Origin of the sequence: Phyllobacterium trifolii (assembly GCF_014192095.1) — a bacterium.
Taxonomy (GTDB): domain Bacteria; phylum Pseudomonadota; class Alphaproteobacteria; order Rhizobiales; family Rhizobiaceae; genus Phyllobacterium; species Phyllobacterium trifolii.
This window is the reverse complement of sequence record NZ_JACHXN010000003.1, coordinates 204,197-217,241: the sequence shown is the minus strand read 5'-3', so window position 1 is coordinate 217,241 and position 13,045 is coordinate 204,197. Positions and strand designations below refer to the sequence as shown.

The 13,045-nt window shown below is 57.1% G+C and carries 11 protein-coding genes; 2 read left to right on the top strand and 9 right to left on the bottom strand.

Annotation, left to right across the window (positions count from 1 at the left end):
* Nucleotides 1-137 precede the first annotated feature (137 nt).
* Nucleotides 138-2,456, bottom strand: a complete 2,319-nt coding sequence (gene xdhB / locus FHS21_RS06010) for a xanthine dehydrogenase molybdopterin binding subunit (RefSeq protein WP_112527400.1) — start codon at nucleotides 2,454-2,456, stop codon at nucleotides 138-140.
* The gene (gene xdhA / locus FHS21_RS06005) at nucleotides 2,453-3,943 is read right to left on the bottom strand and encodes a xanthine dehydrogenase small subunit (RefSeq protein WP_112528054.1); all 1,491 of its coding nucleotides are present in this window, start codon (nucleotides 3,941-3,943) and stop codon (nucleotides 2,453-2,455) included. Before xdhA ends, xdhB begins: the two co-directional genes overlap by 4 nt.
* 172 nt (nucleotides 3,944-4,115) lie before the next feature.
* On the opposite strand from xdhA, the gene FHS21_RS06000 reads away from it, so the two are divergent.
* Nucleotides 4,116-4,649, top strand: a complete 534-nt coding sequence (locus FHS21_RS06000) for an anthrone oxygenase family protein (RefSeq protein ID WP_112527398.1) — start codon at nucleotides 4,116-4,118, stop codon at nucleotides 4,647-4,649.
* Between the two features lie 2 nt (nucleotides 4,650-4,651).
* On the opposite strand, the gene FHS21_RS05995 is transcribed toward FHS21_RS06000, so the two are convergent.
* The 3 genes from FHS21_RS05995 to FHS21_RS05985 all read right to left on the bottom strand — a co-directional run bounded on the left by FHS21_RS05995 (nucleotide 4,652) and on the right by FHS21_RS05985 (nucleotide 7,194).
* Nucleotides 4,652-5,152 carry an ureidoglycolate lyase gene (locus FHS21_RS05995; protein WP_112527396.1) on the bottom strand — a complete coding sequence of 167 codons (501 nt, stop codon included), beginning with the start codon at nucleotides 5,150-5,152 and terminating at the stop codon, nucleotides 4,652-4,654.
* A gap of 137 nt (nucleotides 5,153-5,289) precedes the next feature.
* Entirely contained in the window at nucleotides 5,290-6,198 is a 909-nt protein-coding gene (gene puuE, locus FHS21_RS05990) for an allantoinase PuuE (protein ID WP_112527394.1), read from the bottom strand.
* A gap of 408 nt (nucleotides 6,199-6,606) precedes the next feature.
* Nucleotides 6,607-7,194 (bottom strand): biotin transporter BioY, encoded by a 588-nt coding sequence (locus FHS21_RS05985; RefSeq protein WP_112527390.1) that lies wholly within the window; start codon nucleotides 7,192-7,194, stop codon nucleotides 6,607-6,609.
* Nucleotides 7,195-7,328: 134 nt separating this feature from the next.
* Between FHS21_RS05985 and FHS21_RS05980 the strand changes: the two genes are divergently transcribed.
* Nucleotides 7,329-8,228, top strand: a complete 900-nt coding sequence (locus FHS21_RS05980; protein ID WP_112528052.1) for an MBL fold metallo-hydrolase — start codon at nucleotides 7,329-7,331, stop codon at nucleotides 8,226-8,228.
* Between the two features lie 23 nt (nucleotides 8,229-8,251).
* Here FHS21_RS05980 and FHS21_RS05975 read toward each other — a convergent pair whose 3' ends face one another.
* The 4 genes from FHS21_RS05975 to FHS21_RS30570 all read right to left on the bottom strand — a co-directional run bounded on the left by FHS21_RS05975 (nucleotide 8,252) and on the right by FHS21_RS30570 (nucleotide 13,036).
* The gene (locus FHS21_RS05975) at nucleotides 8,252-9,049 is read right to left on the bottom strand and encodes a DUF1499 domain-containing protein (protein ID WP_112527388.1); all 798 of its coding nucleotides are present in this window, start codon (nucleotides 9,047-9,049) and stop codon (nucleotides 8,252-8,254) included.
* A 128-nt stretch (nucleotides 9,050-9,177) separates the two neighbouring features.
* Nucleotides 9,178-11,454: a phosphocholine-specific phospholipase C gene (locus FHS21_RS05970; RefSeq protein ID WP_183661231.1), complete on the bottom strand. Its 2,277-nt coding sequence runs from the start codon at nucleotides 11,452-11,454 to the stop codon at nucleotides 9,178-9,180.
* Between the two features lie 283 nt (nucleotides 11,455-11,737).
* Nucleotides 11,738-12,061, bottom strand: coding sequence for a hypothetical protein (locus tag FHS21_RS05965; protein ID WP_210283373.1), 324 nt, complete (start codon nucleotides 12,059-12,061; stop codon nucleotides 11,738-11,740).
* A gap of 78 nt (nucleotides 12,062-12,139) precedes the next feature.
* Nucleotides 12,140-13,036, bottom strand: a complete 897-nt coding sequence (locus FHS21_RS30570; protein ID WP_246410883.1) for a phospholipase domain-containing protein — start codon at nucleotides 13,034-13,036, stop codon at nucleotides 12,140-12,142.
* Nucleotides 13,037-13,045 lie beyond the last annotated feature (9 nt).

Sequence of the window (13,045 nt, the reverse complement as noted above, 5' to 3'; positions counted from 1 at the left end):
CGTGGTTCGACAAGCTCACCATGAGGGAAGTGGCTGATTGCACGATGCTCACCTCCGCCGCCGAACTCACTCCCTGCAACTCACTTATATCCCTCATGGTGAGCTTGTCGAACCACGCACAGCAGCATTGCAATCGATCATACGCCAATCACTCCCTTTGCATGTCGCACAGCTCGCAACACCGCCTCGGGTGTCGCCGGGGAATCCAGCTGCGGCACCCCGCTATGGATCGAAGCGATTGCATCGCGAATGGCCAGCCAGACCGAGATGCCAAGCATCAATGGCGGCTCACCGATCGCTTTGGAGCGAAACACCGTTTCTTCCCTGTTGGGCATATTGTCGAGAATGCGCACGTTGAACTCGGGCGGCACGTCGCGCGATCCGGGTATCTTGTAGGTCGATGGCCCAACAGTCCGCAGCCGTCCGGATTTATCCCACCAAAGCTCCTCGCACGTTACCCAGCCCATGCCCTGCACGAAGGCGCCCTCGATCTGGCCAAGGTCAATGGCAGGATTGAGCGGAGAGCCGACGTCCTGAAGGATATCGGCGCGCAGACAACGCGTTTCGCCCGTAAGCGTGTCGACAGCAACTTCCGCAACGGCAGCGCCATAGCTGAAGTAGAAGAAAGGCCGGCCCTTCATCGTCTTGCCGTCCCAATGAATCTTCGGCGTTGCATAGTGTCCGGCTTCCGAGAGCTGGATGCGCTTGGCCCAGGCCATTTTAGCCAGTTCACCGAAGGATACCGAGCGATTGTCGGCGTGGACACGGCCTTCGCGATAGATGATCACGTCTTCTTCGACATCGAAATGCTCGGCCGCCACCCGTGTCATGCGCGCCTTGATTGCGGTCGCGGCTTTGAACGCAGCCATGCCGTTGAGGTCCGAGCCGGTAGACGCCGCAGTGGCACTGGTGTTCGGCACCTTGCCCGTCGCGGTGGACGAAATGCGGACCATGTCGAGTTCGACCTGAAACACCTCGGCCACCACCTGCGCGACCTTCACAAACAGGCCTTGCCCCATTTCGGTGCCGCCATGATTGAGGAAGATCGACCCGTCCAGGTAAACATGGACCAGCGCACCCGCCTGATTGAGCGAGGTCAGATTGAACGAGATGCCAAATTTGATCGGCATCATCGCCAGCCCGCGCCGGATAACAGGATTGGCAGCATTGTGCGCGTCGATCTCAGCGCGGCGATAGTCCCACTCGGCGGAGCCAAGCACCGCATCCGTCACCTCGACCAGACGATTATCCTCTACCTGCTGGCCATAGGGCGTCATGTCGCCGGTCTTGTCGCCATAATAATTGACCGTCCGGACCGCATTGGGGTCAAGTTTCAACTCGCGGGCGATGGTATCGATTACGGCCTCGATGGTGATGATTCCTTGCGGGCCGCCAAAGCCGCGAAACGCGGTGTTTGACACAGTATTGGTCTTGCAGGCATGGCCGATGAAGCGCGCGTTCGGAATAAAATAGGAATTGTCCGTATGAGTCAGCGTGCGCGTGATAACCGGTCCCGTCAAATCTGGCAGATTGCCCGCCCGCGCCAGATATTCGACATCGAGACAGAGAATGCGGCCCCTATTATCGACACCGGCCTTCCAGTTGGCGATGTAATCGTGGCGCTTGCCAGTCGCTACCATGTCATCGCGGCGTTTCAGCCGCATCTTGCAGGGTTTTCCGGTCTTGGCTGCGACCAGTGCCGCAGCCCCGGCAATGATCGTCGGCTGACTTTCCTTGCCACCAAATCCGCCGCCCATGCGCCGCACCTGACATTCCACAGCGTTGGCGTGTATTCCGAGAATGCCGGCAACGTGATGTTGCACCTCGGTCGGGTGCTGGGTCGAAGAGTGCACAAGCATTTCGCCGTTCTCGCCGGGAATGGCATAGGCGATATGGGTTTCGAGGTAGAAATGGTCCTGCCCGCCGATGTGCAGCTTGCCGGAAATGACATGCGGCGCGCCTGCAAGAGCAGTTTCGACATCGCCCTCGATGACTTCCTGCGGCGGCAGAACGTAGCTTTTTCGCCGGTGCGCCTCTTCGATATCCAGCACGGGCTCGAGCGTCTCGATATCAAGCTTTACCTTTTTGGCAGCGCGATACGCCGTTTCGAAATCCCGGGCGGCAACGACCGCGATCACCCGTCCTTCGTGATCGACAATATCTTCGGCGAAAAGCGTCTCGCCGTGGAGGATTGGCCCGACTTCATTGTGGCCGGGTACATCCTTCGCTGCCCAGATACCGGCAACACCATCTATCGCCAGCGCTTCGGAGGCGTCAAAGCCGTTCAGTTTGCCGTGCGCCACTGGCGAAAGGACGAAGGCCGCATGCAATGTGCCAGGTAGCTCCGGCATATCGTCGATGTAGTTCGCCTCGCCCGCCACATGGCGCGCGGCGGAATCATGCGCGATGCCTTTTCCGACAATGCTGCGCTGGACGATCTTGGCGTCAATATTCATAGCGACATGACCTCCACCGTCTCGCCGGCAACATCGCGCCAGAATCGTTCGGCGAGGTTCGCGGCAACCTGCAAACGATACTCGGCGCTACCGCGCCAATCGCTCAGCGGTTTAAACTGCGCGGCGATCGCACTGGCGCATGCGTCGATGGCTGCTTGGTCAAATAGGCTGCCGACAAGCGCCTGCTCAGCCTTTGCGGCGCGCTGCGGCGTTGCCGCCATGCCGCCGAACGCGATGCGAGCGCCGCGAACCTGACCTTCTTCGCGGACAATGGAAAACGCCGCACAGACAGTCGAGATGTCCTGGTCGTAGCGCTTGGAAATCTTGTAGACGCGGAACTCCTGGCCTTCCGCGGGCTTCGGGATCGACACCGAAGCAATCACCTCATCGGCGCGCAGTTCGGTCTTGCGATAGTCGAGGAAGAAATCTTCGAGCGCCAGAAAACGGTGGCCGCCCGTCGAAGCAAGTTCAATCTCGGCTCCGAGTGCAATCAACGCCGGCGGGCCGTCGCCGATCGGGCTTGCGGTACCGATATTACCGCCGATGGTTCCCATGGAGCGTATCTGGGTCGAACCAAAACGGCGGATCAAGGTCGCAAAAGAGGGGTAATATTCGATGACGCTCGCGAGAATCTCTTCCCACGTTACTGCCGCGCCAAAGCTCAAATGATTTCCGGTCTCGCGAATGGCACGCAGTTCGCGCACACGGGCAAGCGAAATCACCTCGTTCCAGTCGGAATGATAGTCCGCCAGCGCGACACCAAGATCGGTGCCCCCGCCAAGCAATATCGCGTCGGGCTTCTCCTTGCGCAGTTGCAGCAGATCGTTCAACGACTGCGGCTGATGGAATGTCGAACCGGCTGCCGAAATCGTCGTGCGTGGTTCGATCTTGGCAAAGGCGGCGACATGCGGTCCCGCAATCGTCGCATTGCCAACCTTGCGCGCGGCCTCGACGATCGGCCGGTAGCCGGTACAACGGCACAGATTGCCCGCCAGTGCATCGTGGATGTCGGAATCCATGACTTCCGTCTTGCGAGCTGCACGACCGACTCCCGCAGCGCTTCCTTGCGCTGCAAGACCGGCTCCCGCAGCGCTTCTTTGCGCTGCAAGACCGGCCAGAGAAATCACGATGCCCGGCGTGCAGAAGCCGCACTGGGACGAACCGTTTTCCGCCATCGCCGCTTGTACCGGGTGCAGCTGCTCCGTCTTCAAACCCTCGACCGTCACGACGGCGCGGCCATCGATCTGGCCCATGGCAAGAATGCAGCTGTTGGCGGCCTGGTAGTGCACGGCCCCCTCATGGTGAGCGTCGTCGAACCAAGGGTCGCCGATCAGCACCGAGCAGGCCCCACAATCGCCCTCGGCGCAGCCCTCCTTGGTGCCGGTCAGCCGCGGCCCGCTGCGCAGCCAGTCCAGTACTGTCGTATCCGGCCGAACCGAGGCTTCCTGCTTTTGACCATTCAGAAAAAAACGTATCGTTTGTGACATGTTGCCAGCTTCAACCGGCTGGGCTTGGGCGTCAAGGGGGAGGACGAACGGGAGGCGGCAATGTTGTCTATCCGTCTCGGCCAGCAATTATTCTATTTGAATTTTCAGGCGGATTTCGCTTATGGTGGTTGCATAGATTTCGACCTTCCGGTCAACGCGCTCGCGAGCTTTCATGACGCACCCCAAGAACAGGTCATCATGGATATCCATTGCTTTTCTCCTGTCCGCAACGACGCTTGTGCTCACCGGAGCAATCACCGGCTTTTTTTACGCCTATTCCGTTTCCGTGATGCGGGGTCTTGATGCCATCGCTCCCCAAAGTGCAATTGTCGCCATGCAGGGAATCAATGCGACGGTTCGCAACGCCATGTTTGCTCCGGCATTCTTTGGAACGCCTGTCGCCGGGATTACCGCTGGCGCCGTCTTTCTGATGCTGGGACGCAAACGCGCCGGCCTCGCCATGTTGGCGGCCGCAGCTATATACATTGTTGGAGCATTCGTGCCGACCTTCGCGGTCAATGTCCCCATGAACAATGAACTTGCCGGAGTGAATCTCTCGACTGCCTCGCAGCCGGAGAAAATATGGACCGATTATTCCGATCCCTGGACCTGGTGGAATAGTTTGCGAACCGCGTTCAGCGCACTCAGTCTTATTCTGGTTGGATTTGCAATTTTCTTTGCCGGACGAGACGATCAAACTGCATAGACCTAGAGTTTCTCAATCCTGTAGATCACATTGTCAAAGAAATACTCTTCGAGATTATCACCTCTGCCACCACGATCAACGACGAGAAAATCCGACGTTTCGTCCAGTGAAATCAGAGGGTGATGCCAGGCATTGCGGGCGTAGTTGACGCCCTGATTGCCCTGGCACAGAAAGGCGGCAGGCATTCCCGGCTTACCGCCGTCGTCCTCAGCCACCACAACCAGAAATGGCCGATTCTGCAGCGGTATGAATGCCTGGCTGCCAAGTGGATGACGTTCCAGCATGCTGATATCGACAGGCAGCGCGAAGGACTTGCCCCGGAAGATATTGATCAGCACCCGCGCGCCCTCGCCCGTCACGTCGACATCGGCGAGATCGTGGTAGCGCTCTGTCGTGCCTCCATTGATCAGGCGCAATTCAGCGCCTTCTGTCTCGATCACATCGCCGAACCGCGCAAACGCTGGCTTGGTTAGTGGTCGGACATTGAGAATGAGAATTTCCATCGTGGAGACCTTGCGAAAAATTCAGCGTGATAGGTCAGTTGGTGTGATTTTCGAGAACCGGAGCGCAGTGGACTTTTGGGTCCATGAGCACCGGAAGCGCAGAAAAGTCGCATCAGATGGCCATCAGGGTGGTTTTGTCAAAGGTCTCGGTGATTTTCATGCCAGTGCCTTGCAATATCTATGCGGCGTGTGATCCACACATCCTCGTGGTGCTGGATGTAATCGAGAAACCGCTCCAGCGCCGCCGCCCGTCCCGGGCGCCCCACCAACCGGCAATGCAACCCCACCGACATCATCTTTGGCGCGCCGTCCTTGCCCTCGCGCAGCAGGCAATCGAACGTATCTTTCAGATAAGTGAAGAACTGATCGCCGGAGTTGAAGCCCTGCGGCGTTGCAAAGCGCATGTCATTGGCGTCGAGTGTATAGGGCACGATCAGGTGCGGTCCCTTCGGACCTTGCACCCAGTAAGGCAGTTCGTCGGCATAGCTATCGGCGGAATAGACAAACCCGCCCTCCTCCATGACAATCTTCAGCGTGTTATCGGAAGGCTTGCCCTGATAGATCCCGAGGGGCCGCGATCCGGTGATTTCCGTGTGCAAGCGCACAGCCTCGTGAATATGCTGGCGCTCGAGCTCTTCGGGGAAATCCTTATATTCAAGCCAGCGCAGGCCATGGCTGGCGATCTCCCAATCAGCTTCTTTCATGGCTGCAACCGCTTCAGGATTGCGCGCCATGGCGAGTGTCACGCCGTAGACTGTCACCGGCAGATTACGGCGCGTGAACATGCGCCACAGCCGCCAGAAACCGGCGCGTGACCCATATTCATAGATCGATTCCATGTTGAGATTGCGCTGGCCCGGCCAGGGTTGCGCCCCGACTATCTCCGACAGCAGGCACTCGGATGCCCGATCATTGTCGAGGATCGAGCTCTCTCCGCCCTCTTCGTAGTTGACAACGAATTGCACGGCGAGTTTCGCGCCACCCGGCCATTTCGGATCAGGCGGATTACGACCATAGCCAATCAGATTGCGAGGATAGTCTGCCAAGGAACGTACTTATCAGTGGGAGTGGCGCGGCTTATTATTGTCCGAGCGATCCTTGCGCGTAATAAACAACGCAAAGGCACCCATCAGGAGCCCGCCTACTGGCATAATCATAAAGAGCATAAACTGTTCCAATGTCACGGTTTTAACCCTTTCAGCGTCTGTCTTGCAATCCAATGTAGTGCAATGGCCGCTATAATACAAATACTCGCCCCCGCTGCGATCAACGCAGTCGGGGCCTTTCATTATAAATACTGGACGTTAACGGCGCCAATCCTCCAACGGCATAAAGTGCAACAGATGCCCCACTCAACCAAGTAGCAGTCAGCTTCGTTCGCTCATTTTGAACACCGATCAAAACAGGAAATTACAAAAAACATAGAATGAAAACAGCGAACTGAAGCGCCGGTATCACCGGCGCTTGAGCAGGGATCCCACAGCCGGAACGATCGCGGCGGCCAGTGCAAGCTTCAGCATATCGCCGACGATGAAAACGCCAACGCCATAGGCGAGCGCCTTTTCGGAGCCGAAGAGATAGGCCATCCACAGGAAGCCCATGCCGAGAATAGTCACCTCGGCGGCCAGCATGGCGAGGCCAAGGACAATCGGATTGCGGGTAAAGCCGTTGTCGGCAGCGCGGCCGACGATCCAGGCGGCAGCGATATAGGACAGGAGATAGCCGCCTGTCGGGCCGACCATATAGGCGAGCCCGATGCCCTTTTCCGGTGTTCCGGTGAATACCGGCATGCCGAGCGCACCCTCGAGCAGGTAAAGCGCCATCGTCGCAACGGCAAGCCGCGAACCATAAGCCGCCGATATCGCGAACACCGCAAACGTCTGCATCGTCACGTTGACAAAGACCATGTCAACCTTGGTCTTGGCGGCAAGCGTCATCAACGCAGTGCCGACGAGGGCGAGCGAAACAAACCACACGGCTTTGGCGAGCTGGCCTTCCGGCTGGAACGTCTCGGCAAGAGAACGAGTCTGGGCAGCAATCATGTTCTTATCCTCCGGAAGGTCGTGAACCCTACAAATTCACGCCTCAAGCTTTCACCATTTCATGAAAAATGTATATTGAGGATCATGCCGCACGGCAATACGTCGAAAGCCGCACAAAAGGTAAATCCCGATCAATGAACCTCGTTTTCGACAAGGTATTTGCGCCGCATTATGGCGAAGCCATCGATATTGCGCCGAATATACAGCGTATCACCGTCAACAATCCGAGCCCCTTTACCTTTCACGGCACGAACTCCTACCTGATCGGCAAAGATACCCTGGCGCTGATCGATCCAGGTCCCATCGACGAAGCGCACAAGGCGACGCTCCTGCGTGCCATAGCCGGACGCCCGGTCAGCCATATTTTCGTCAGCCACACGCACCGCGATCATTCGCCCCTGGCAAGCGTGTTGAAGGATGAACTCGGCGCGATTCTGGTGGCGGAAGGACCGCACCGCCCCTCCCGCCCGTTGCACACGGGAGAGATCAACTTTCTCGATGCGAGCGGCGACACGGAGTTCATGCCGGACATTATGGCGCCAGACGATTCCATCATCGAGGGCGATGGCTGGGCGCTTCGGAGCATCCATACTCCCGGCCACACGGCAAACCACGTCGTCTTCGCGCTCGAAGGTACGGATATCCTGTTTTCCGCAGATCACGTCATGGCCTGGGCAACGTCCATCGTCGCGCCGCCTGATGGCTCGATGTCCGACTATATGGCGTCGCTGGACCGGCTGCTCGCACGGCATGACCGCGTCTACTTTCCTGGCCACGGCGGCCCGGTTACCAATCCGAAAACCTTCATGCGTGGCCTGAAAGCGCACAGGAAAATGCGCGAGCGCGCAATTCTGGAACGGGTGCGCGCCGGAGACCGCACCATTCCTGCTATGGTCACGGTCATCTACCGCGAGACCGATCCGCGCTTGCACGGCGCGGCGGCTTTGTCGGTGCTGGCGCATCTTGAGGATATGGTCGCGCGGGGCCTCGTGCAGACCGAAGGCAGCCCGGCGATCGATGGCGTTTATTGGTAATTAATTGTCATTGTAAGCAAATATCACTGCGCCGGCTCGGTCGTTTCTTCTTCCGGCTGGGCGCTCTGCACTTCCGCATCGAGCGCCGCCATGAAGGCAATGATGCGGTCGGCATTCTCGCCGAGATCATGGATGCCGTAGCGGGAGACCGAGCGCATATCGACATAGGTTGTCTCGCCCTCGTCGGAAAGCCGGATAACCGCATCGCTGGTGAAACCGAGCAAAAAGGTTCGCGCCACCACTTCGAGCAGGATCTCCTCATCAACGCCCGGCTCGCCTTTTTGGGCAACAACCGTCCAGCCATTAGCCGCAATGACCTTGTTGATTGCGGTCAGAATACGATCAGGCGAGCCATCATAGCGGCGGCCTGTCACCTGCGGGTAGGCGCTGGATTGAAGCGCGCGGCTGTCCTCGTCATTCACGACGGGGTTCATACGCTCTGTCCTTTGCCCGGCGGCAAACAGTTCGGGCGGATCGGTGATATCGGTCGAAATGTCGTAGATCCTCGGCAGCATCAACGCCTGATAGAGCGTCGTGGCAAAGGGTGCCAGCACCACAAACGCGATCACCATACCCCAAAAGGCACTGGGAAAGCCCATATCGCCCCGGCGCCAGACACTGGTGAAACCCTTGAGACTGAGCAACAGCGCCAGCAGCGCGAGGCCAGCAACAATGGCAAGCAGCCAGAGAAACTCCGGCGTTTCGATGCGTTCGAACCGATGGCCAAGTCCCGAAAGAACAAACAGAATGAGGCCAAGAAACGCAATGCGTACCGACCATCTGGCGGAAATCGATCGGCGGCGTCGAATGTGCGGTCGCATGAGATTCCTGATTGCTGGTGACTGCGCCACAGCTAATCGCAATTTCACGCCGAGACAAGCATTTGAACTTCCGGTGGCGGTGTGTGGTTCGACAAGCGCACCACACACCTGCAGTCGTTCCGAACTTCCTACGCCACCATACCGATATATGCCCGCTTCAACGGATCGTATTCCAGGCCGATGGCCGGATCGCTCTTGCCGATCTTGCCGTTTTCCAGATGTCCGGCATAGCGGCGCAGAAAATTATTGGCGTTGACGCCATCGACAACGGCCACGTCGTACCAGCCATCCTTTGTCGCGATCTCGACCGTCGTCGTTCCACTGACTTCCTTCGCCTTGTCGATCACCTGTTCGGTACCCGAATAGGCATCGATCAGTTTCAGCTTGCCGCTCGCCGTTTGCCATTTCTCAAAGACTATCTGCAGCTTCTTGCCGTCATCCGCCGATTTCATCTCCATGATGTTCGGGAGCTGCGTTTGCTGCGTGTCCAGCGAGTTTCCGAAAAACTCGAACAGATAGCCGTTGGGGCCGTGGATGGCGTGCGCGTAGACGCCATTTGCAATCTGGGCATAGTCCGTGACTTCGATGGGCCCTCCGCCAGATTTCACGCCTTCGACGCTGTAGTACCAGGATGGCGCATCCGTCCTCGAATAGGGGGTTACATAAAATGCCGCCCCGAGAGGCCCTCTATTGCGGATCACCCATTCGACCCGCTTCTTGCCGTCACTGTGCGTGCCGAAGCGGAAATAGACCTGAAAATCATAGCCAATAGGAAGGATTTCGCAGCGTGTTTGATCCTGTTTGCTGCCGATCGGCTTGCCCGCATGAGCGTCGGCCTTTACGTCGGCAATCCCCGGTGTGAAATGAGCACCCTCAGCCGCCGCCGCCCTTGCACTTGTTCGGTTGGCCTCCGTAAGCATCATCGCTTTTTCACCGGGCGCAATGAGTTTGTCGAGTCCTTCGGTCCGCGTCCGGCGAAAATCGAATGTGCTGGTCAGATCGCCGGCAATGGCCTGGCGCCAGGAGGAGATGGTGGAAAAGGCCGGCGCCTCCGCGGCTTGCTTGCCCCGGGCAATCAGCCATTTGTCGAGAAAGCGAATGACAGACGTATGGTCGAAAGTCTCCGTATTGACCCGGCCGCCGGCACTCCAGGGCGAGATGACGAGCATTGGCACGCGGGGTCCCATCCCTATCGGATCGGCGCGCTGGATCGACGTTTCAGAGTTGACCGTGCCTTTTAGCGTTAGTGTGATACCGGGCGATGTCTTGCCATGACCGCTGTCCAGAGGCGGCGTGGGTGGCAGAACATGGTCGAAAAACCCGCCATTCTCATCGTAGTTGATCAGGAATAGCGTCTTATGCCAAACCTTCTTGTTGGCCGCGAAGGCGCGCAATATTTCATGGATATAATACTCGCCGAAATGCGGAGGATATTTCGGATGTTCGGTAAACGCCTCCGGAGCTACGATCCACGACACCTCTGGCAGTTTATTGTCGAGGATGTCCTGTTCGAACTGCGATGGTTTGCTGGCATCGGTCCGAAGGACCGAATTGACACTCTGGTTCTTCTCGTAGATCGAGGTTCCATTGGTCCGGTACCGCTTGAAATATTCAAGTGTGTTGTCGCCGTAATTTCCGGCAAAGGCATCGTCCGTCCAGGTCAAACCGTCCTGATAGAATTTCCACTCGATTCCGAGTTCCTCGAGCTTCTCAGGATAGGATTTCCAGTCAACCCAGGCGGGATCCTTGGCGCCACTGAAATAACTATTGGCGGTCCTGCCCATGCAGGTACCGGTAAACATGAAGCTCCGGTTAGGGTCGGTGGCGCCATTATGCGAGCAGAAATAGGCGTCGCACAAAGTAAAGCTTCGCGCGAGTTTGAAAAACAGGGGGATGTCCTGCTCGGTGTAGTGAGAAAGGGCCACGTATCCCTTTTTTTCCTTCCACTTATCCATCAAACCGCCGTTCCAGGCATCAAGGCCGGTGCCATAATCATGCGCCGGATCCTCGAGGAAGACGCTCCCCGCGCTATTAGCCGGGATCTTTTCCCCGTCGATGCCCGATTCATGGGCTTGCGTCTTGGGCAGGCGGTAAGGTCTTGCGCCATCCGATTGTTCCCAGACCGGTTTGCCGTTGCGTAACCGCAAGGGCCGCGGATCGCCAAAGCCGCGCACGCCGCGCAGCGTCCCGAAATAATGATCGAAGGAACGGTTTTCCTGCATCAGGATCACCACATGCTCGATGTCGGCAAGCTTACCGCCCGGGCACTCGGCAGCGCTGGTCAGCAAGTCCTCGATCGTTGTGGATTGTGCCAGCGCCTCCTGCATATAGGCAGAACAAGCCGCATAGGCTGTGGCGCTGGTGCCGGCAATGCCAAGCATCTTGATGAAATCGCGTCTATCCATAGTGGTTACCTGAAATTTTTTGAACAAAGGATGTTGGGAGTGAAAGGGGTCAAACAAGCGCCGCCTGACCCTGCGCCAACTGTTATTGGCAGACTTTTTCGACGAGCTTTGCCAGCGCCGCGTTTAACCGCTCACGATCGAAGATTGCAGCGTCGCGCTCCGATGTCATCTTGATCAGATTGTCCTCGGAAATTTTCAGTGCATCCGCCTTGTCCTTGAGTTCGCCTTCAAACCCGGTCTTGCCGTCAGGTCCGATCTTGCCGGTGCTTAGCGCATTCTGGTGTTATATCTGCAGCGCATCATAGTCTGTCTTCAAAGTCAGATAATTTTGCTTTTCAGCTTCGATGCTGCTGTTCAGATCCGCAATTTTCTTCAAACTGGCATCGCGTTCGCTGGTAAGTCCGGCAATGGTCACGTTAGCGGTACTGAGTTGCCCAGCAAGTTCCTGATTTTTCTTGGTCAGTTCGTCTTTGGCTTTGTTTGCCTGTTCAAGCTCTGCCGTCACCGCATCGAAAGTCGATTTGGCAACCTTGTCCGAATTCGAATCCGATCCATTACATGCGGAAAGCAGGATCAACGGAAATGCCAACAATAAATTCTTTTTCAAAATGAATACTCCAAAGTAAAATTTTTGAACGTTAAAAGATCAATATTTGAATATGTTACCGCATAGCCGGATTTCAGGCTAAGCGCCCGCCCAATCGTAAATCCGTTTTGTCACATCGTATGGAATGCCTATGGCAGGATCAGTCTTGCTGATCCTGCCGTTTTCAAGATGTCCGGCATAGCGGCGAAGATAGCCGGTGGTCGTTTCCGCTGACGCCACGATAGCGTTGTCGCTGTCGATAAAAGAGACATCGTACCAACCATTCTTGGCTGGCAAAGCAAGTTTGATTGCGCCGCTACTTAAATAAGTTATCTGCCCGGTATAGGCAGAGACTGCCTTTATGCTGCCATTGGCTGTCGGCCACTTGTCGAACACGAACTCGACGGTCTCGCCGCCGTCAGTCGAGCGTATATCGATCACCTCCGGAAGCCGCTGCTCCGTCCGGTTCGTGTCGCCCCGGAACTCACTCAGATAGCCATTCGGTGCATGCACGGCGAATTCATATTTGCCGCCGCGATCGCCAAGGCTATATGCGTCAACGACTTCCACTGGCTTGCCGTCCTTGCCCGCCTTCGTCAAGGCATAAAACCAGGCGCCTCGATCCTTGTCATAGGCATGATAGGAATAGACGTTGAGCGCAACGCCAATGCTGCCCCTGTTCTTGAAGGTCAGTTGCAGCCTGTCGGGTTTGCCAGCTTTTTCGACGACAGAACCAAACACATTGAAATCATAACCAAGCGGCAAGAGTTCTACCTGCGTGCGGTCCTGCTTCAGCCGTGTTTCCTTGGCCAGGTCAGCGGCGATATCGGTTTCCTTGCCCTCATACTTTGGCAGAGCCTTTATCAGCGCGGCTTGATCGGCCTTGGTCCGGTAAGCCGGAATAGACTTTGCCGCCGCAACCGCCGCATCGATCCTGGTCTTGCCCTGGCTGGCGACAGTGTCGAGCCTGCGTGTAAAATCGAAGGCGCTCGTCATGTCGCCGCA